Raw genomic sequence first — 20,909 nt, 5'->3', positions numbered from 1 at the left:
CTTAATTCTTGTTTAACGGTAATCGTGTGCGGCCTGTGAGTAGCTCTTGCATCATGCCTTGTTTGATTTGGCGAGTTTTCGCCAAGCGCTGTTCAACGGTTTGGATTTCGTTATCCATATCCGAGAGGATAGTGGCTATAGCGGTTTGTTCTTCTAAATCAGGGTAAGGTATTTTAAGGCTCCTAATAATCGAAAGATTAAGTCCACCGCGACCGCCATCCCCTGTAGATAGGCTTCTTAATTCTTCATATCGGTTATCCAAGTTATAAAATAAATACTCAGTTGAGTGATCTTTACTAGGAAAAATGGCGGCAATTGATTGATTTGTACATAGCTTTATTTTTGATATGGCGACAGTTCCTCTAGTTTTCCCCTGACCTGCAAGCCCCATTAAAATAGAGTCTTTCGGGATGTATTTTGTACTGCTGTTAGTTAACCCCAAATCAGTTATTCTCTCGGCTACATCAAATACTCTTTTTAGATGTAGTTCACCTGAACTCATCCAAGGATTGCTTCCTCCCCAGTACGCAGGCACTTTTGTGCTTGGCGTCCCTCCAGCAGTACAGTCAGTAAAATCACCAATCTTTTTAACACCCCAATCCTCAGGAATTTCGCCTAGTTCGCTGGGTTTTGTGCCTTTTGTCTGGCCTTGCTTTTCGCCTTCAGTGTAAGTGGCGAATTGCGGTAAACGGGTTTTGCCTTTAAGCAGTTGCTGCATGGTGGCGGTTTTAATCGCTTGTTTTTTCGCGATCAGCTTTTCCAGTTCCGTTAATAGCGTATCAACATCGGATAAGGCATTCGCAATTGCGGTTTGTTCACTTATGTCTGGTAGTGGAACTTCAAATTCTAAAATCGTACTAGTTTTTAAGAAGGTCGTGCCAACTTGAGTTGCTCGTGAAGCAATCAAAGATCTCACCCAATTACTTCTCAACATGTAACTCATAAATGTTGGGTTGAAGTCACTTGTAAACCTCATCAACGCCACATTATGATCAAAAATAGTTTCAGACGTCAGTTGATCGACAAGCATAACCTTACCAACCCCATCAAGCTTCACTGAAGCAAGTGCAATAATGAGATCACCAATTTTTACTTTATATGTAGAAATTTCATTTTTAGTAGCGGCAACTTTTTGCACTTTTTCCGGTTTAAAAAAGTCATTCCCAAAAACATCCCCCAGCTTTATTATTGAAGTTCCATTTCCATATAAATTTTTATCTTTATAGAGACCTGACGGAATTCGCTCGTTTTCAAGGCAATTACTTAATGATTTGACACACCAGTCCTCTGGAATTATACCCACTTCAGTTCGTTTATAATCCGCAGGATTAACCTGTTCTAAACCACTCATAGCGACAACCCCAAGCCCATTGCTTTTAAATGGCCTGCGACTTTATCACTTAAGTCATCCACTGATTTAGAAAGGGATGGTAATGGTGTGCTGTAGCGTTCTTCCAATAGCTTCACACGATTTGCCATTTGTTGGGTGACACGTTCAATCTCACTAACGATGTTGGCCTGTAAAGTGGCAAGCCATTTGTCATCGACCGTCAGGGTTTTGATTTCATCAATACTGAGTTTTGGATATTGGTTAAATACGGTTAAGTCCAAGGCTTCTTGGGCTTCTTTTGCCGCTTTTTTCGCAGCCGCTTCAGCATTAAATAGCTTGGTTGCTTGTTTCAGTGCTGCTATTTCTTCGGAGATTCCCGCCTGCGCGGGAATGACGTTTAATTCTTTTATTCTTGCAGCAACGCTGGCTTTGGTGATTTTGTCCTTATCATTTAAGGCTTCGACTAATAGCCCGTCTTCGCTAGCATTTTCTTCGAGATAGCTTTCAAGTATTTGAGTGGTTTCATCTTGTTTGGCTTGCAAGGCGTCCACTTGCGCTTGTTCATCAGCAAAGTAACGGGCAACGATTAAACTTGGTGGAATGATTTCAGCTTTGTACTTTGTCTTGTTGATGATTAGATCTGGTGTTTCTTTTAACTTTTCACCTTTTTTCGCTACTAACTCACGAAGGGTGCTACCTGCTTGCCAATCGTCCTGCGCCAATACATAGACATCGTCTTGCATAGTATCAGCCCAGTAATCCATTAGGATTTGGTATATATCGTATTTGCTTAACAAATCGCTGCTGGCATAGCTGCCAAGGAGGCTTTCTGAGATTTTGAAAATAACGTTTTTTGGATTTTCGCCGACGTTTATGTCATTTAGCCTGGCTCCTGAGATCCACTCTTTAAATGGCAATAGGCTGCGCTTAGCAAAGTCTTTAAATTCTTGATGTGCGAGAATTGTGCTTTTAACCTGGCTTGCTTCAACCAGTGCTTGGCTATAGCCTTCACGTTCAGGATTAAACAAGGTATTACGAATGCTCGGGAATACCTGCCAGTAATGTTCAAGTGCATCAATATCACGATTCGGAATGCCACCTTTTAAGTGTGCACTTAAATCGTGTAAATCTTCTGGCTCAGATGAGTCGATATAACGCGGAATATTTAGGTTGTAATCGTTGGCAGCAATTTCATCGATTGATACTAGTCGGCTGAACCGATGAAGCTCTGTGCCTTTGTTGAAAACGTCAACAATTTTATGAATATCCTGGCTGCGCAGGCGGTTTTTATTACCATCTTTAATGAAGCCTTTGCTAGCATCAATCATAAAAATTGGGCGACCTGAAACGGTTGGTAGTTCTTTCTCTTCTTCACTGAAGCTAGTCACTGCTTTTTGTGCGTGTTCTTTATCGATGACGATAATACAAGCAGGAATACCTGTACCGTAGAACAAGTTGGCAGGTAAACCGATAATGCCTTTGATATAACCTTGTTTGATGAGGTTTTCACGGATCGTGGCTTCGGCATTACCACGAAATAAAACACCATGCGGTAAGATCACCGCACCTTTACCTGTACTTTTTAAGCTTTTGATAATGTGCAGTAGGAAGGTATAGTCACCGTTTTTCTCTGGTGGAATACCCCAGGTAAATCGATTATAAATATCGGCTTCTGGGTTTAAGCCACTGGTCCAGTTTTTATTTGAAAACGGCGGGTTGGCAACTGCAAAATCAAAAGTTTTAAGTTGATCTGAGCCATCTTTCCACTGCGGATCTGACAAGGTGTTACCTTTCCAAATTTTAGCAGTGGTATTGTTATGTAGAATCATATTCATACGGGCAAGTGCGCTAGTCGCGTTATCCATCTCTTGACCGTATAGGGTTAAACCACGATCGGCTTGGTCGCTGGCTTTTAACAGCAAAGAACCTGAGCCACACGTAGGATCATAAGCAGTGGCATATTGAGGTGTGTCTTCTTTAATGCCGACTACTTTGGCTAGGATTTGAGATACTTCCGAAGGTGTATAGAATTGGCCTTTAGATTTACCTGATTCTGTTGCGAAATGGCGCATTAGATATTCGTATGCATCACCCAATAGATCGTCACCACCAGCACGGTTTGCAGATAAGTCTAGCCCCTGGAAGATCCCAACTAGCTTGGTCAGGCGATCGATCATTTCTTTGCCTTTGCCAAGCTTATCTTCATCGTTGAAATCGGCTACATCAATAACGCCTTTGAGATCGTTTTCTTCGGCAAGCGCAGCAATAATTTTATTAATTTTATCGCCAATTTCTTTATCGCCTTTAAGGTCGACCATATCGTCATAGCTTGCGCCACTTGGCACTACGATCATTCCGTATGGGTCACCTTTGTATTTATCACTGACGTACTTCATGAAAAGCATTGTCAGTACGTAGTCTTTATACTGGCTGGCATCCATACCGCCACGCAGTTCGTCACAACTTGCCCATAGTGATGAATAAAGTTCTGATTTTTTAATTGCCATGTGTGTTCCTAGTTAGTCCTTCAGAGCAAGTCGGTTTGTAAACCAGCCGCTTTTAAGCGGTTAGTTAGGTTTCGCATTTTTGAAAATTCGGTGCCAAAGCTGTCTTTTAAGCCAACACCTTGGCAAAATTCTTTGGCGGTAATGCTTTTTAATTGATCAGCATATTTGATCATTTGAAGGTGCATCTCGGCCGTGAATTGGTTACGCGGGGCATCATTCAATGCTTGTTTGATATTGTCGAAGATTGCTTGCTCGTTCATTAGGCGATTCTTCTTATTAAATATTGGATTATCTAATTTATATAAGTTAGATAATTTAGCAAGCGGAAAAGCGGATAGAACAACTTTAGTTAGTGATCTGGAAGTTGATTTAACACTCGGTAAACACTTGTTCGTGAGCATCCAAGTTGTTTGGTGATTTGCGCAACACTTTTTCCGTCATTCTTTAAGGAAATAATGTCTTCATAAGAATACTTAACCGGACGACCTTTATACTTGCCTTCAGCTTTTGCTTTGGCTATACCAGCCGCCTGGCGTTCTTTACGCAAGTTAGTTTCAAACTCAGCGAATACACCAAGCATTTGTAAAAATGCTTTACCAGATGCGTTAGAGGTATCGATCTTTTGATCCAGGATTTCAAGTGAAGCACCTTTTGCTTCCAATCGAGAAACAATAGTTGTCAAGTCATTCAGGTTTCTTGCCAATCGATCAAGCTTCCAGACAACTAATTTGTCACCTGATTCGATTATTTCGATTAACAGGCCAAGCATGTGACGTTCTTTAAGACTGGTACCGCTTTTCTTTTCTTCACGAATTACGGCGTTGGGATAATGACGTTTGATGTCATCAATTTGAATTTGGGTATTTTGATCTAAGGTTGAAACTCGCGCATAAGCATATACCGTCATTGACACCTCTTGTTCCATTTAGGTTATAGACATTAACAAAACAAGTGTACCATAAATGTAAAAACAACCCAAATGGCACATTTTTAAAATGTACCGTTTGGGTATACTTAATTAGTGTATGATTATGAAAGACTAGCAGTTCGTCTCCGTAAATCACAAAATGATGTCCAAATATCAGTTGCGGCTATCCTGGCTTCCTCATTATTTGTTAGATTAACCCACCATTTCTTGTCCGATAACATTTTCGAAATTTCATCAGATAATGATTTTTGAATTGGGTTTGTTTTATATGCTTCTGAACTACCAGAAACGTTTACCATTGCAATATCAATTTCTTCAGCTTCAAATTTACCCGTGAGATGATTGTCTAAAATCCATTTTTCCGCTAAAACGACAATTGGTGCTGGTATAGCCTCTTCAACGTCTATTGTCTCAATAAAGCTTAATTTGTCCTTCTTTAAAGGTGTTTCCGTGTATCTTTCATTATGATTAACCGATATTCCAGGTTTGAATATTTCAGCTTCAATTATATCTGAGTAAAATAACTTCAGATACAAATCGGATTTGTATCCACTGTTTATGTCATAACCTGAAAGACTATTTAATACATATGTAAAATTACGATAATCCTTCTGGCAAAGTGGGCATTGCTGAGGTTTACCATACACAATTTTTTGAAGCGGGATATAAAAGGGATGCATCCAATTGCTACTTAAACCGTGTGTAGCACAAACGATAGAAAATCTAGTAAATACACCTAACGATTCCGAATGCTGTTTGCCCAATCTATATGTTGTTTGGTTTTCAGCTATTTTGCTGGCGATATTAATCTGTTCTTCTAATGGTCTTTTCACGCAGTTTTTACAATATTCACAACCTTTCCCGTCTTGAATATCAGCGATTCTTGGAGTCCAATCATGATCGTGAAGTTTACAATAAGCGTTAACTTTACTGTAATTTAATAATTCATCGTCAAAATTAAGTTTGCTAAATATCCAATTTGCATTTATTTGATTGAGTAAATCAATCCAACCGTCCCCTTTTGCTGAGTTTCCACAACAACTTGGGCACCATTTATGTTTATTACATAGATTGTTATATGAAATCGCCCAACTACCATCTTCACCATGACCACAATTACATCGACAATATGCATAGCAATTACTGTTGCTCAATGGTTTATTCGAATCGATAGTACTTAATCTTAGAAGAACTCCTCTTTCGTTTATTTCCTTTTCAATATTTCGCCTTAAATCTATAGCAGATAAAGAAAGTTGTCCATTACACCCTTTACATACAAAGCCAAATCTTTCTATATCAGCAATAGTTCGAGAATAAGGTATGGACGCTCGATCTGAAAATCCGCAATTATCGCACTCAATAAAACATTTAGAAGACTTCACTACCTTGCCATTGGAATTCAATTCTATGGTAGAGACTCGGAGATGGTATATACCGAATATATCAATCAAATGATTATTGATAAGTCTAATACTATTTGCGATAGAGTCATTATCAATATCACAAGTTGGGTAATTAAAATTAAGAAGCTTTTCGAGTACTAGTTTATTATCAAAGTCAAATGTTGTAATTCTTTGAACCGCCGCAAATGATTTAAACTGTTTTTGAAATGGGGTTTTACTTAGGTTTAAGTCATAGTTATTACTCAATGCTTTATAAAAGCTTGGTACACTGTGTTTTTCACCTAAATATACGATTTCATATTTCTGATGATTGCCATTCTTAGAAGTTAGATTATGCATATTGTTGCTTAAATTGATTCGATGAACATGTGTAAGGGGTAGAATCTAGATATTTCTGATACGACCTTCATGGACATAATTGGATATTGGAAGCAGATAGCTAGTATAATTTGAAGACGGCTGAGTCGATTATTTAAACATGGCAGTTACACAAAATCTGTTACAGGGTCTTTAAAAGTTAAGCGGGTCTTTGTTTTGTAGTTCTATTTCAAAGATATACCACTTCAGAGCTTCTTCAGTGGACGAGAACTCTTTATCCAGAAGTGTTTTTTCTACTCGAATTCGGTACTTGCCTTTAAATGGAATGACAAATACATAACCGTTAACTGGCATTCTCATTGCCCCATTAGGGTTTGATTCCATATGCTTTGAACATGTTGTCCCGACTCTTAAGTCTTCAGGGTAATCCGGATGAGTTACAGTATCAATGATACTAACACCTGGTTTAGAGCACATTTCACATGTTTCATACATATGCTCTTCAGATCTGATAACGAGCCAGCCACCGTGTGGAATACCCTTCTTAGTCCATTTGTATTGCCCCATACTAATTTAGAAACTCCCTGTTAAAACTCCCATCCTTAGCTTGTTGCCCAGCATTAAAGAGCAATGGCCCTTCATGATGCTGAATCACTTGTGTTTGATTTACACTTGATGACGACATTAAATACTCCGTGCTCAAAGGTTAAGACGAATTTTTTACTTAACAATAATCTCATTCTGCTTCTGTTAAACGATGCTCTTCTTCTCGATAATAACTTTCTAACGTTCTGGTGTCATGAAGGGGCGGTACAGGAGTAGGTACTGGATCTGACTGAATGATTTTACTTTTGATATGGCTTGGTGTCTCATTAAGAATCAAATCTCTATCACGTTTATCACTTACTTGAGTTATGATCTCAATTAAATCAGCTTCCAGTTCTTTAACCAATTCCTGCCTTTCATCTAAATTTACATCCGTATTATCTAGTCGATTTAGCTTCCTGACATAATTTTGTATTTTTCCCAAGATTCCTAATCTTTTCGCTTTGTACCTTATATCTGTATCATTGAGACTCTCGGCTTCTATAAGTGAGTCTGAAAGATAGTTTGATACATTTTGAACATCTTTTACGGCTTGATTAATACCACTTCTCAACGAACCATAACCTATTATTAAATTAGTTATAGTAAATCCCCCCCACGCTACATACGTTTTAATTGAACCTTCTTTGACTTCTATATCAATTATTAAACTTTCGTCCAAAATATCGCGAACCAACGAAGGAGACCTATGTTCCAAAAACTTAGTAATTTTATCAGCCGATGATTGGTTAAAAGGTTTTTCAATATGAAGATATAATCCCCCCATATGGACCATTGGCTTTTTTTGCAAACGAAAGAAGGCTCTGTCGTTCAAGTGACTTTCGCCACTCCATCTGTAACAAACCAATTCACCACCTTTGCCTGCACTATAATCTGTACATGCCACATATTCGGATTGCACAGTTGGTTTACCATCCATCCAGTAATGTCCGAAAAAAACTGGTTTCTTGTTGTTATAATTATAAACATTGTCGATTATTATATTCGGTATTGAATTAATGCTTCCCTCAGGTACCGTTAATGCCAAATCCCAATAAGTCGGATTATCCGATCCCCACCATTTAACTCTGATGGCATCTCTCGGATTTCCATCTTTATCGTAAAACAATACTCCTTGGGGTAGCTTCTGTTCTAATGCTTTAACTACGTTCTCGATATATTCGAAATGCTCATGAGCAGGATTTGAAGCGGTATAATACATATGATCTGGTAAGGTTTTATCGTCGTTTAAGATCATATTTAGCTTGTCAATTGTTGGCTGATGCCAGCATGCATGAACAACTCGGATATGTTCTAGATCAAGATAAATAGGTAAGGTTTTGAACCACTCAATGGCTTCTTTGTGCTCTTTGGAATCTAGTGGGAATTCATCTAAGAATGCTTGATGTTGTTTTTGATTTTTGACCGTGTGCGGTCTTAAGTGCTCCCCTGGTTTATCAGGGTGAGGTGTTGCATAGCAAATCGCATTGAATTCATGATTGCCCATGATTGCTAACGCGTTACCTGCTTCAACCATACTCTTCACGATATGAATTGTTTTGGCTTCTTCGCCACCTCTATCGATGTAATCACCGACAAAAATGGCTTTTCTGGTTTGGTGTTTATACGCACCATCAACGATCCTGTAATCCATTTTCAGTAGCAGGTTTTCTAATTTAGTTGCGTGGCCGTGAACGTCACCAATAATGTCGTAGTACTGCACATTCATCCTTAAATGAAATCTAACAATCAATTAGTTAATATATCAACACCACTACACCGTATAAAGGGTTATTCTTCTATCGGCAACATAAATATCGGACGTTTCGAAGGAATTTGTTGCATTAGTTGCTTTAGGTATTTGTCGGTTGTTACGTGCTTAAATGTGTAGTTCCTATTACTGCGTCCCCGATGGTGAACGGCATAGATCACTTCGTTATTCTGTAGTGTTATACGAAAATACATCGCCAACTTTTGTCCTGCGATTTCAATACTCTTCACAAGCTTTTGGATTTTTGGTCTAAGTGATTTTCTTAGGTCTTGATTATCTTCATTAACCGCATCAAGAATTTGTTTATTTACTTGCTTGGTCCTATCAAAAAATTGCTGTGCATTTTCATTAAAAATTGATTGCTGCGCGATAAGCTGACTGCGTTTATTTAAGAGCATCGTTAAATTATCGTTGACTTGATTCAGTTCCAACTCAATCTGTTTAAATTTACCTCTGACAATATCAGGTGTATCCAGGCTATCTTCATCCATAAATACACTAAAGACCCGATCTCTTTGTTGCTGAAGCTTTTGCTGTTGTGCTTTCAGTAATTCAATTTGATTATCGATATCGGATGTATCAATTACGTTGTTAATAAATAAGTCTCTTGCCAGTACATGAAGTAATATTCTTTCCAAACATTTACCCGTGAAAGAGAAGCCTACACAGCCATTTTGCAGGTTCCTTTTTCCCGCACAAAAGAAACGAGTGTTTTTAGTATCAGAGCAACAGCCTGATGCCACTACAGCACCACAAAGCAGGCACTTGGCAATACCTAAACCTGTAATTAATGAATAACGCTTGCGATTACCATTGGCACTGCGCATCTTTTTGATTGCCTGTAATTTGTACCATTCATCTTCTGACATTAATGGTGGATAGTAATTAACCAGGGTATATGATTGGCTTTTAATGTTGGTAGTACGCTGTCCAAATAATGATTTCTGTTTATGAAAATTGGCTATCGTCGAAAACTTCCACTCTGTTCTTCGTTCTGGACGTTTGGCATTAGTGCGTGTTTTTGGTGGTTCATAGTTTTCATTCAAATGTTCAAGTATTTTTAAATTACCCATCCCGCTCAACATAAGCCGATAAACCTCTTGAGCAATTGGCCAGTACGTTTCGTGTGGCACCACTGCTTTATCTTCGCGGTAAGAAATCCACCAAGGAGCATTTCCAAGAGAGATTAAGTATGCGTACCCATCCTGAGTTGTAACACCATTCTGATGATCTTTGATGCGTTTTAAAGCGGTACCTAGTGTTCTTGCTGATTTGGTTTTAGATTCATTGTTTGCGCGTTCAAAAATAATGGTTGCCAGTATTTCATGACTCGCATCATGTGCTTTGTATAAGTAATTATCGAGAATGGAATAAATAGAAATCCCGTTGTTAGTTAGGTCTAAATAAGTTTGCTTGGCAAAACCAATGGATTGTCGTGATAAACGGTCTAAAGAGTACACGCAAAGAATGGAGCCAGCCTTAATATTGTTAACCTTTACCGCTTTTAAAAACGCCGCCAGTTCACCTGTAGATTGTTTTAGGTGCTCACCTTTGTATGCTGACTTACCTTCATCAGTAAATATGCGATCAGATATGGGTAAGTCATGTTCTTTCGAAAGCTTGCTTAAAACTTCCATATCGTGTTGAAGTTCAAGGCTTACACCTTCTGTTTGAGTTAGTGTTGATACGCGGCGGTAACTGTATATTTTTGCTGTCATATTGGACCTCTTGCAGTACATGCTACTGATTACTTTCAAATATTTATAAGGTCACTAATTAAGTTTGGTTAATACCGGCGCGATGACCGGCTGTGCCGAGCCGGGATTTACGGTTTGGTATTCAACCTCAGATAGCAAAACCAGAAAATACCCACAAACCTTTGAAATAGCAGAAAATAATCAGGGTCACTGGATAGGCGTTAACACCGGAATGGCCAACAAGCTCGTGGTAGAAGCCATTGCCAACGGTAACATCGATGAACTAAGCGGATATCAGGGGTGTCAAACAGAGGTAAAGTACGGTGAAGAAGGATCCAGAATCGATGTAATGTTAACCGATCCCGACCGGTCTGATTGTTACGTGGAAATTAAATCCACGACGTTATTGGTCGATGGTAAAGGCTATTTTCCTGATGCGGTCACGACTCGCGGGCAAAAACATATCCGTGAGTTAATGGCGATGAAAAAAAATGGAAACAGAGCCGTTTTGTTCTTTTGTGTGCAACATACCGGTATTGAACTGGTCAGCATCGCAGATTTCGTTGATCCGCAGTATGCGACCCTGATCCATGATGCGGTGTCAGCCGGAGTGGAAATTCTTTGTTACGGTTGTGAAATAGACGAATTAGGCATAGATTTGGTAAAAAAATTAGATTTTGCTTTACCTTAGGCTTGATAAACAAACTTAATGCCCTTATATAGCGAGTCGATATCGTCAACAGTATTGAAATTCAGGCATTGCCAGTGTTTCGACATTCTGTTATAGATACACAATTATTTTATCGCGCTATTTAATTGCTCTACAAATGACGTTGTTTTAGGAGATTCGGCATGCCAACAAATATAATGAATAATCCGACGGGCTTTCTTGCCAAAGCTGGTGTACAGCCGTACAAAGAATCGGCAGGCGAAGAATACATGAACCCTGCTCAGGAAGATCACTTTCGCGTCATCCTTGAAGCCTGGCGCGCGGAGTTACGTCACAACGTTGACGGCACCGTAAACCATATGAAAGATGAAGCGGCGAACTACCCTGATCCGGTTGACCGTGCAGCCCAGGAAGAAGAGTTCAGTCTCGAGCTTCGTACTCGTGACCGTGAACGTAAGCTTATCAAGAAAATTGAGAAAACATTGCAACTGATCGAAGACGGTGAATTCGGCTTCTGTGATTCCTGTGGAATCGAAATCGGTATTAAACGACTCGAAGCACGTCCTACAGCGGACTTATGTATCGAGTGTAAAACCCTTGCCGAGATTAAAGAGCGTCAAATGGCAGGCTAACGTCTGACGTGACGATTGCTAACCCTCTTAACGGCTTTGTAAATAAACGCCCTCAGGATCAATACCGCGGGCGTTTTGCTCCATCCCCCTCCGGACCTTTGCATTTTGGTTCTCTTATTGCTGCACTTGCTAGTTACTGTCAGGCTAAACATGCTAATGGTCAATGGCTGGTGCGTATTGAAGACATCGATCCGCCCCGAGAACAGCCCGGCGCAGACAAATCCATTCTCAACACCTTGGAAACATTTGGTTTGTATTGGGACGAACCTGTACTGTACCAAAGCCAACAGCATCAGCTGTACCTGGACACGCTGGCTTATTTAGAGGATCAGGGATTAAGCTACGGCTGTCATTGTACCCGGGCGAGTATTAAGAAAATCGGCGGTATTTATCAGGGCCACTGTCGGCATTTGCAACTAAAGGGCGATAATCTGGCAACCCGGCTGGTTAATGTACACCCTTTCCCCGAATTTCAGGACAAGGTTCAAGGCTTGGTTTCACAACCTGATGATCTTGCCAAAGAAGACTTTGCCATATTTCGACGAGATGGCCTGTTCGCTTATCAGTTAGCGGTGGTGGTCGATGATATTTACCAAGGGATCACTGAAGTTGTCCGTGGTTGTGATTTATTGCAACCTACTTGCCGACAGATGACGCTGTATGCGACTTTAAATATCTCACCACCTCAATACGCGCATGTCCCTTTGGCGATTACCGAGCAAGGCTACAAACTCAGTAAACAAAATGGCGCACCTGCAATCGATAAACATCGTCCACAGGAGCTGCTTCACCTGGCATTAACATTCTTAGGTCAACGCCCCCCAACCGCGTTACTATCCGCAAGCGTTGACGAGCTTATTCACTATGCCGTGACCCATTGGGATCTCGCCAGCATTCCCAGTGATCAGGAAATCATATATCCAGCTTCCCCCGTGTCAGACAATGACAATACGTAGCCGATTTTGTTGGCTATACTGAACACACCAGCGACCACGACTCAAATTATCAATTAAATCAATGCATCCCTGTGCATAGTCGAATATAAACGGGTATAATGGCCGCCTATTTTTAAGACGACCAATTACAGACTAAGCATAAACGCCTATTGGTAGTTGAGGTGAGCAAGATTAACGTATTGAAAAAGCTGGTAAAAAAAATACTAGGAAAGACGCAGAACATGGACAAAGAACAGGCAATGGGTGAACAATTTCCCCGCGTCCTGTCGCGCGATGAACACAATATTTCCCGCAAAGACATCAGTGATAATGCCCTGAAGGTGCTTTATCGCCTGAATAAAAGTGGTTTTGACGCCTATTTAGTCGGTGGTGGCGTCCGGGACATCCTCTTGGGTGAACATCCAAAAGATTTTGATATTGCCACCAATGCGACGCCGGAACAAATCAAAAAATTATTTCGTAACTGCCGCCTTATCGGTCGACGTTTCCGCCTTGCCCATATCGTTTTTGGCCGTGACATTATTGAAGTCGCCACCTTCCGAGGACATCACGCCAGCCCTGAAAAAAGCGACTCACGCCCCGGCAAGCAGAATCATTCAAAACGCAGTGAAGATGGTATGTTATTGCGCGACAACATTTATGGCAGCATCGAAGAAGATGCTGAGCGTCGTGACTTTACAATTAACGCTCTTTATTACTCCACCAAAGATTTCAAGGTTTATGACTTTGCCAATGGCCTTAAAGACATAGAAGGTCGAAAAATTCGTTTAATTGGCGATCCTGAAACCCGTTACCGTGAAGACCCGGTGCGCATGCTACGTGCCATTCGTTTTGCCACTAAGCTTGATATGGAAATTGCCAAAGACACGGCAGGTCCTATTCGCGAATTGGCGCCGCTTATGGCAAACATTCCCGCCGCGCGAATGTTTGAAGAATATATGAAATTATTCCTGTCTGGCAAAGCCCGGGAAAATTTTGATTTGCTAGCCGATTACCAGTTGCTGGAGTTTTTATTTCCACACATTAGCCAGACCCTGGCTCAGGATGCGGATGACAAAAGCGTTCACTTTGTACGTCAGGTTTTGTTAAACACCGATAACCGAATTAATGACGGCAAGCGCGTAACGCCAGCATTTTTATTAGCTGCGGTGCTTTGGTACGAAATAGAAAAACAAAATCAACAGCTATTAGCAAAATCGGGGATGCCGCCACAAGACGCTTTTTTCGTGGCGATGACTCAGGTATTGCAGGAGCAACAACGCTGTATTGCCATTCCAAAACGTTTTCAATTGCCAATGAAAGACATTTTTGCTTTGCAACATCGTCTGACTCGCCGAGAAGGCAGCCGAGCCTTTAAAACGCTGGAACACCCCAGATTCAGAGCCGGTTATGACTTCCTGTTATATCGAGGCAAGGTCGAAGGTGGTGATGTGGCAGAATTGGCTGAGTGGTGGACATCTTTTCAAGAAGCGTCTCCAGATACCCAGCAGCAAATGATAAAGAGCTTTAAAACCACGCGTAAACGTCGACGTTCACCGAGAAAACGCAGTCAAGCTGCAGGTAAGGAATAAACAGTGAACCGCGTTTATCTGGGCTTGGGCAGTAATCTCGAGCATCCAGACCAACAATTACGTTGGGCTGTGCAGCAATTGGCCATGGTTGCTGAGATCACGATTGTTTCGTTATCCAGTATTTACCAAAGTCGGCCGATGGGACCTCAGGATCAACCGGATTATTTAAACGCGGTCATTGGCCTTGATACCGATATTGCCCCTTTAGCGTTATTAGACCTTACTCAAAAAATTGAGTTAGATGCCGGGCGCGTCAGAAAAGATGAACGTTGGGGTGCAAGAGTGCTTGATATTGATATCTTGCTTTTTGGCCAACAGACAATTACTCTACCGCGCCTTGGAATTCCTCACTATGGGATGAAAGAAAGAGAGTTTGTTCTCTATCCTTTAGCAGAGATAGCCAAAGATTTAATCTTACCCGATGGCCAGAGTCTGGCCGAACTGGTAACATCCGTAGCCCCTAACGGAATAAAAATTCAGGGGAATTTGCGCTAAAATTGTTTCTGTGCAAAGGTACGCGAATCACTTAAATAAGTATGTATTTATGAGTAGAATCACCATCAGTAAATTGCAGGCTATGAAGTCTGCAGGCGAGAAAATTTCTTCAATTACGGCCTATGATGCCAGCTTTGCTCGTTTGTTCGACGAAGCAGGTATGCATGTTATGTTGATTGGCGATTCACTAGGTATGGTCTTGCAGGGGCAGAGCGACACCTTGCCGGTCAGTATCGACGATGTTGCCTATCACACCCAATGTGTGCGTAACGGGGCATCTAAAGCTTTGATCATTGGCGATATGCCCTTTATGAGTTATGCAACCCCTGAACAAGCCTACACTAATGCCGGTAAGTTAATGCAGGCCGGTGCCAACATGGTAAAAGTGGAAGGCGGTGAATGGCTGTTTGACACCATTGCAGGTCTGGTCGAACGTAGTGTGCCGGTATGCGGACACCTGGGTCTGACCCCTCAGGCCGTCAATGTATTTGGCGGATTCAAAGTTCAGGGTCGCGATTCTGAACAGGCTCAACAGATCCTTGAGCAAGCAATTAAACTTGAACAAGCAGGGATCCAGCTGCTGGTGCTGGAATGTATTCCGGCAGCGCTTGGAAAAAAAATCAGTGAAACACTGAGCATTCCAGTGATCGGTATCGGTGCGGGAAAACACACTGACGGTCAGATCCTGGTTATGCATGATGCGCTCGGTATTTCATTTAGCAAAATCCCTAAATTTTCACGCAATTTCTTAGCAGAAACGGGCAATATCAATGACGCAATTGCCTTATATATTGATGAAGTAACACAAGGACGTTTTCCAGGCGAAGAGCACAGCTTTCAGTAGTCATGAAAACCGTAAATTCCATAACAGAGCTACGCTCAGTATTAAAATCCTTTCGTGATAAAGGACTAACCATTGGCTTCGTCCCGACGATGGGTAACCTGCATCAAGGTCACTTATCCCTGATTGACGCGGCAAAACACCATGCCGATGTTATCGTCGCCAGTATTTTCGTCAATCCAATGCAGTTTGGCGTCAATGAAGACATCGATAATTACCCTCGTACACTCGAGCAGGACCAGACTAAACTTATTGCGGCAAATGTCGATGTACTATTTACGCCAACGCCAGAAATTGTCTACCCCAAAGGCCTTGATAAACAAACTTTCGTGGAAGTACCTGGATTATCCGGCAGTTATTGCGGGGAAAGTCGTAAAGGTCATTTTCGCGGTGTAACTACGATCGTTTGTAAGCTCTTCAATTTGGTACAACCGGATATCGCCTGCTTTGGACTCAAAGACTTTCAACAGGTACAAATGATCCAGACTATGGTTGAAGATTTATCCATGCCGATCCAAATCGTACCGGTAGCGACGAAACGAGAAGTTAGTGGCCTGGCGATGAGTTCGAGAAACTCCTATCTGACGGCAACCGAAAAACAACAGGCCACCCATTTGTATCAAACCTTGCAGTGGGTCAAACACCGACTCAGCGAAAGCCAGGATTTTGAGCATATTGAAATGATCGCCCGCTCTAAAATCGATGCCAGTGGCATGCGTACCGACTATATCGATATTTGTAACGCTAAAACTCTGGAACCCGCGACTGTAGAGGATAAAGAACTGGTTGTATTAGCAGCCGCACATTGCGGCAAAGCCAGGCTTATTGACAACATCCAGATAGAACTAAATTAATCTTCGATTAACGATTGCAATTGGGCCAGCAATGTCTGTTGCTCATTTGCGATCTTTTGTTGTTCGGCCAATACCTGCTGCAATATATCTTCGCTTGTCAGCGGGTTTGCCAGTACCACTCGAAACACACTAATCGCCTGACTATCTTGACCCTGTTCTGGGATCCGTGTCCGGGACACGAATGACTTGCCCGCTTCGCGCTGCAGTTTTTGCATCACTATGGTTAATTGATCCAGCACTTCATTAATTTGTAGCGCTTTGCCTAACGAACAGGATTGCAAATATTGCTGAACTTGTGCCGGCACAAATCGGTACGTTAACAGACAAAGTTCAGGCTTGCTGACCAATTGAAAATCCTGATGCTGCTCGATTAAACTGGCGAAATACCGGGCTTTTTCGATACTCTGATTAATCAATAATTCATACCCTGGGCGAGAAATAATATGCAAACTGGCATATAACAACATCGCCATTCCCGGTCGTGAACCCTCCAGCGTATGGCTCCCTAAGTCTTTTGAACCCTTACGCAAAATATATTCTGCATGATGTTCAATAGCGGCAACTGCTTTTGGGTTTCTAAATACCACAAGTCCGGCCCCCATCGGTACATACATTTGTTTATGAGCATCGATGGTCACGGAATCGGCCCGTTCAATGCCTTTGAGTAAAGGCCGGTATGTTTCTGACAACAAGGTTGCACCACCCCAGGCAGCGTCAACATGGAAATGTGCCTGATATTGATGCGCAATCTGAGCCATTTCCGTTAACGGATCCAGGCTTCCCGTTTCTGTGGTACCGGCAATACCGACAATCGCCATTATCTTAATGTTCTGCGCGCTAAGCTCAGCACATTTTTGTCTGAGCAACTGACAATCCATACGGTGCTGAGAATCCGTGGCAATGCCAATAATACTGTCATGGCCAATACCAAGGATATTCGCGGCTTTTTTCAGTGAATAGTGACCACGCTCTGATACCAATATCGCCAGTTCCTCATAGCCATAGGCTTTCATTCCCTTGAGCAAGCCCTCTTCTGAAACGCCTTTAAAGCCAGGCTTTGCCGCCAGCAAATTATTGCGTGCGACCCACAACGCGGTAATATTGGCAACGGTACCACCAGAGCAAAAAGCACCCAAAGAGGAATCTGCATCATGCATCCAGAACTGATAGAAGTTGTCATCTTGACCGTAAACCATGCGGTGCATCATGCCTAATACCTGACGCTCCATCGGCGTAAAAGCTTTTGAGGTTTCAATTTTTACCAGATTTTGGTTAAGCCCGACCATCAGCTTAGATAAAGGTAAAAGAAAATAAGGCAGCGCGGATGTCATGTGACCGATAAAACTTGGTGCTGAGGTATGCACCGACTGGGCTATCAACTTATCTAATAGTTCTCGGGTATGATCGGACACAAATGCGGGACGCTCCGGCAAGGCTGAGCTTAAAAAATCCTGTTCAATTTCCGATAAGGGTTTATCGGTCGCGACAATATGATGGCTTAAAAAGCCATTCAGGTTTTTCGAGATTTGTGTCTCGATTTGGCTCAAGGTCGAATCAGGCGCCTCCGGAATGGTAAAAATTTTCAGAAGGGTATCGTTGTCTGCCTGCGCGTCGCGGTTGTCATTCGCCATAAGTTACGTTCTTGATGAAAATATATCGGTTAATGCCAGTCTGTTAATGACTAATGCCAATCACATTAAGTTTGTGCACAACTGAGAGTTAGCAATAATTAAATGTGATTGGTATAAGGCTCAAATTTAAGTTGCCAGCATGATTGACCACTGGCGCGGTATTTGGCCTCAAACGGGGTTAACGGCTCGACATCGTCAACCTGGCCAATCGTACCGGTTTTTCCGGCAAGTTCGGCTGCTCGTTGAAACTCCTGTAGATACAGCAGCCAATTAGAACGTAAAATCAATGAATTTGAGATTTTCAGAATATACGGGAAAACCGAGCTGCCATGCCAGCGCCTTTGTAGATGTTTTGCTTTCGGCCACGGATTTGGATACAACAAAAAATGTTGTGCAACCTGCCAATGATTATCGACCACCAGTCGATAAAAATCGTTTAGATCCGCACGCACTAATACAAAATTATCCGGCTCATTGGCATCCTGAACGTTGCGCTGAATGCGATGTAAGGATTTGTCGACGCCAATCACCAGGGCATCGGGATAGCGTCGCGCCAAAATTCGTGTGCTTTGCCCCACCCCACAACAGGAATCAAGAATGATATTGCCGGAAAAGTTGATAACTTTTTCGTGAACCTGTGCAAAAGCGTCCATAGTATGGGTTGATATGGGCTTTAAAAACTCATGGGATAAATGCTTTTTAACGACATCATCCAAGTGCTCATTCAGCCCATCCTGATTGGTTACTATGGCTTTTGAATCACCAAAACTCATTAGCTTCTTAAACCTATGCCTCGGGAAATTAAATACATGGCAATCGCGTACAAGGTAACAATAAATACGCCAATGACACTAAACGCCACCGTCAGGCTGACATCACTAATGCCGAGAAACCCGTAACGGAATGCATTGACCATATAGACAATAGGATTAATTTTAGACACTCCCTGCCAGAATTCCGGTAACAGGGAAATTGAATAGAAGACACCACCGAGATATGTTAACGGCGTTAGCACAAAGGTTGGGATAATCGAGATATCGTCGAAACTGCCGGCAAAAACAGCATTAATTAGTCCCCCCAATGCAAACACCGCAGACGTTAACATGACGGTTGCGATGATCACCCAGATATTATGGATTTGAATATCGACAAAAAAGAGAGCCACAACCGTTACGATCAAGCCCACTAAAATACCACGGGCCATACCACCACCGACGTAACCGGCAACGATCACCCAATTAGGGACCGGTGCGACCAGCATTTCTTCGACATTACGTTGCCATTTGGCACTGAAGAAAGAGGACGCTACGTTGGAATATGAGTTGGTGATAACTGACATCATAATCAAACCAGGAACAATAAATGACATGTAGTCAAATCCGCCCATTTCACCAATTCGTTTGCCGATCAATGATCCAAAAATAACGAAATACAGGCTGATGGTAATTGCCGGCGGTACCAGAGTTTGCACCCAGATCCGCATGAACCGATGAACTTCTTTATGAAGAATGCTGCTCAATGCAATGCGAGTCGTAGTCAATGACATATTACTGAGCTCCCTTAGCATTATTGGCGACCAGGGTAACAAATAACTCTTCAAGACGATTGGCTTTGTTACGCATACTTTGCACGTCGATTCCTTGTTCGGTTAACTGGGTGAAAACGGTATTAACGCTCTGTGATTTGGCAATATCCACTTCTATCGTATGGTCATCAATCACCCGGTGGTCAACACCTTGCAACTGTGGCTGAGCCGAGTCCAGCTTTAAGTCCAACACAAAGGTTTCAATATGCAGTTTCGATAATAAGGTTTTCATATCGGTATTTTCAACAATCGTACCCTTATCGATAATGGCAATATTGCGGCACAGCATTTCCGCTTCTTCGAGGTAGTGAGTTGTCAAAATAATGGTAATGCCCTGGCGGTTTAACTCGCGCAGGTAATCCCACATATGACGGCGCAATTCGATGTCGACACCCGCCGTGGGTTCGTCCAAAATCAATACTTTCGGTTCGTGCATTAACGCCCGGGCAATCATCAAACGACGTTTCATTCCACCGGATAGGTTGCGCGATGGTTGATCATGCTTATCCCACAAGTCCAACTGCTTGAGGTATTTTTCGGCTCTTTGCTTGGCCACTTTACGTTCGACGCCATAATAACCCGCCTGATTTACCAAAATCTTCATTGGCGCTTCAAACTGATTAAAATTAAACTCCTGAGGCACCAACCCTAAGTAGCTTTTTGCTTTATCCAGTTGCGAATCGATGTCGTGTCCAAACACCTGTACCTTGCCTGCGGTTTTATTAACCAAAGAGGTGATGACACCAATAGTCGTCGATTTCCCCGCACCATTTGGACCAAGTAAGGCAAAGAAGTCGCCTTGCATAACCTGTAGATCAATACCTTTAAGTGCTTGAAAACCACCTTTGTAGGTCTTCTTTAAGCCTGAAATTTCCAGGGCTGCCTGCATCTGTATTTCCTCATACCCTATCTGGGATGACAGTCGTCGTTGATTGGAGAGTCTAATAAGGATAGTTGAAAGTGCATTTCAAAATCACCCTTAGCTCAAAGGGTTAACATTTTAACAACATCAACCGGTGATTTCCTGTAAAATTTAATCATGCCACCATTGCTAATACCAATCACATTAAGTTTGTGCACAACTCAGAGTTAGGGCAGAGGTTCAGTTACAACATAAATTTTATTGATATAGTCA

19 protein-coding genes are annotated in these 20,909 nt (G+C 41.9%); 7 read left to right on the top strand and 12 right to left on the bottom strand.

Annotated features, from left to right (window positions below; all coding sequences use genetic code 11):
- Nucleotide 1: 1 nt before the first annotated feature.
- The 8 genes from ACHUFQ_RS04740 to ACHUFQ_RS04705 all read right to left on the bottom strand — a co-directional run bounded on the left by ACHUFQ_RS04740 (nucleotide 2) and on the right by ACHUFQ_RS04705 (nucleotide 10,560).
- Nucleotides 2-1,351 carry a restriction endonuclease subunit S gene (locus ACHUFQ_RS04740; RefSeq protein ID WP_394173477.1) on the bottom strand — a complete coding sequence of 450 codons (1,350 nt, stop codon included), beginning with the start codon at nucleotides 1,349-1,351 and terminating at the stop codon, nucleotides 2-4.
- Nucleotides 1,348-3,837 (bottom strand): type I restriction-modification system subunit M, encoded by a 2,490-nt coding sequence (locus ACHUFQ_RS04735; RefSeq protein WP_394173475.1) that lies wholly within the window; start codon nucleotides 3,835-3,837, stop codon nucleotides 1,348-1,350. Before ACHUFQ_RS04735 ends, ACHUFQ_RS04740 begins: the two co-directional genes overlap by 4 nt.
- Before the next feature lie 20 nt (nucleotides 3,838-3,857).
- On the bottom strand, nucleotides 3,858-4,097 hold the full coding sequence (locus ACHUFQ_RS04730; RefSeq protein WP_394173473.1) for an HTH-like domain-containing protein: 240 nt from the start codon (nucleotides 4,095-4,097) through the stop codon (nucleotides 3,858-3,860).
- Nucleotides 4,098-4,186: 89 nt separating this feature from the next.
- Nucleotides 4,187-4,744, bottom strand: a complete 558-nt coding sequence (locus tag ACHUFQ_RS04725) for a recombinase family protein (protein ID WP_394173471.1) — start codon at nucleotides 4,742-4,744, stop codon at nucleotides 4,187-4,189.
- Nucleotides 4,745-4,866: 122 nt separating this feature from the next.
- Entirely contained in the window at nucleotides 4,867-6,507 is a 1,641-nt protein-coding gene (locus ACHUFQ_RS04720) for a hypothetical protein (protein ID WP_394173470.1), read from the bottom strand.
- Between the two features lie 171 nt (nucleotides 6,508-6,678).
- Nucleotides 6,679-7,053 carry a hypothetical protein gene (locus ACHUFQ_RS04715; protein ID WP_394173468.1) on the bottom strand — a complete coding sequence of 125 codons (375 nt, stop codon included), beginning with the start codon at nucleotides 7,051-7,053 and terminating at the stop codon, nucleotides 6,679-6,681.
- A 169-nt stretch (nucleotides 7,054-7,222) separates the two neighbouring features.
- A complete protein-coding gene (locus ACHUFQ_RS04710; protein ID WP_394173466.1) occupies nucleotides 7,223-8,794 on the bottom strand; it encodes a metallophosphoesterase in 1,572 nt (523 codons plus the stop codon).
- A 68-nt stretch (nucleotides 8,795-8,862) separates the two neighbouring features.
- On the bottom strand, nucleotides 8,863-10,560 hold the full coding sequence (locus ACHUFQ_RS04705) for a recombinase family protein (protein ID WP_394173465.1): 1,698 nt from the start codon (nucleotides 10,558-10,560) through the stop codon (nucleotides 8,863-8,865).
- Nucleotides 10,561-10,624: 64 nt separating this feature from the next.
- On the opposite strand from ACHUFQ_RS04705, the gene sfsA reads away from it, so the two are divergent.
- The 7 genes from sfsA to panC all read left to right on the top strand — a co-directional run bounded on the left by sfsA (nucleotide 10,625) and on the right by panC (nucleotide 16,558).
- On the top strand, nucleotides 10,625-11,230 hold the full coding sequence (gene sfsA / locus ACHUFQ_RS04700; RefSeq protein WP_394173463.1) for a DNA/RNA nuclease SfsA: 606 nt from the start codon (nucleotides 10,625-10,627) through the stop codon (nucleotides 11,228-11,230).
- A 161-nt stretch (nucleotides 11,231-11,391) separates the two neighbouring features.
- Nucleotides 11,392-11,841 (top strand): RNA polymerase-binding protein DksA, encoded by a 450-nt coding sequence (gene dksA / locus ACHUFQ_RS04695; protein ID WP_394173461.1) that lies wholly within the window; start codon nucleotides 11,392-11,394, stop codon nucleotides 11,839-11,841.
- Nucleotides 11,842-11,849: 8 nt separating this feature from the next.
- The gene (gene gluQRS / locus ACHUFQ_RS04690; protein ID WP_394173459.1) at nucleotides 11,850-12,797 is read left to right on the top strand and encodes a tRNA glutamyl-Q(34) synthetase GluQRS; all 948 of its coding nucleotides are present in this window, start codon (nucleotides 11,850-11,852) and stop codon (nucleotides 12,795-12,797) included.
- 263 nt (nucleotides 12,798-13,060) lie between these two features.
- Complete coding sequence (pcnB, locus tag ACHUFQ_RS04685) at nucleotides 13,061-14,368, top strand: polynucleotide adenylyltransferase PcnB (protein WP_394173662.1); 1,308 nt, start codon at nucleotides 13,061-13,063, stop codon at nucleotides 14,366-14,368.
- A gap of 3 nt (nucleotides 14,369-14,371) precedes the next feature.
- Nucleotides 14,372-14,863, top strand: coding sequence for a 2-amino-4-hydroxy-6-hydroxymethyldihydropteridine diphosphokinase (folK, locus tag ACHUFQ_RS04680; protein ID WP_394173457.1), 492 nt, complete (start codon nucleotides 14,372-14,374; stop codon nucleotides 14,861-14,863).
- A gap of 49 nt (nucleotides 14,864-14,912) precedes the next feature.
- Complete coding sequence (gene panB, locus ACHUFQ_RS04675) at nucleotides 14,913-15,707, top strand: 3-methyl-2-oxobutanoate hydroxymethyltransferase (RefSeq protein ID WP_394173455.1); 795 nt, start codon at nucleotides 14,913-14,915, stop codon at nucleotides 15,705-15,707.
- 2 nt (nucleotides 15,708-15,709) lie between these two features.
- Entirely contained in the window at nucleotides 15,710-16,558 is an 849-nt protein-coding gene (gene panC / locus ACHUFQ_RS04670; protein ID WP_394173453.1) for a pantoate--beta-alanine ligase, read from the top strand.
- On the opposite strand, the gene panP is transcribed toward panC, so the two are convergent.
- From panP to ACHUFQ_RS04650, 4 genes are all read right to left on the bottom strand, one after another.
- A complete protein-coding gene (gene panP / locus ACHUFQ_RS04665) occupies nucleotides 16,555-18,189 on the bottom strand; it encodes a pyridoxal-dependent aspartate 1-decarboxylase PanP (RefSeq protein WP_394173452.1) in 1,635 nt (544 codons plus the stop codon). The two genes, panC and panP, sit on opposite strands and share 4 nt — an antisense overlap.
- Nucleotides 18,190-18,287: 98 nt before the next feature.
- Nucleotides 18,288-18,962: a tRNA (guanine(46)-N(7))-methyltransferase TrmB gene (gene trmB, locus ACHUFQ_RS04660; RefSeq protein ID WP_394173450.1), complete on the bottom strand. Its 675-nt coding sequence runs from the start codon at nucleotides 18,960-18,962 to the stop codon at nucleotides 18,288-18,290.
- Nucleotides 18,962-19,735, bottom strand: a complete 774-nt coding sequence (locus tag ACHUFQ_RS04655) for an ABC transporter permease (protein ID WP_394173448.1) — start codon at nucleotides 19,733-19,735, stop codon at nucleotides 18,962-18,964. Before ACHUFQ_RS04655 ends, trmB begins: the two co-directional genes overlap by 1 nt.
- 1 nt (nucleotide 19,736) lies before the next feature.
- Nucleotides 19,737-20,663 (bottom strand): ABC transporter ATP-binding protein, encoded by a 927-nt coding sequence (locus ACHUFQ_RS04650; protein WP_394173446.1) that lies wholly within the window; start codon nucleotides 20,661-20,663, stop codon nucleotides 19,737-19,739.
- Nucleotides 20,664-20,909 lie beyond the last annotated feature (246 nt).

Origin of the sequence: Thalassotalea litorea (assembly GCF_043642205.1) — a bacterium.
In the GTDB taxonomy this organism is placed as follows: Bacteria; Pseudomonadota; Gammaproteobacteria; order Enterobacterales; family Alteromonadaceae; genus Thalassotalea_A; species Thalassotalea_A litorea.
Note: the sequence above shows the minus strand (reverse complement) of the source record. Positions and strands in the feature narration are given on the sequence as shown.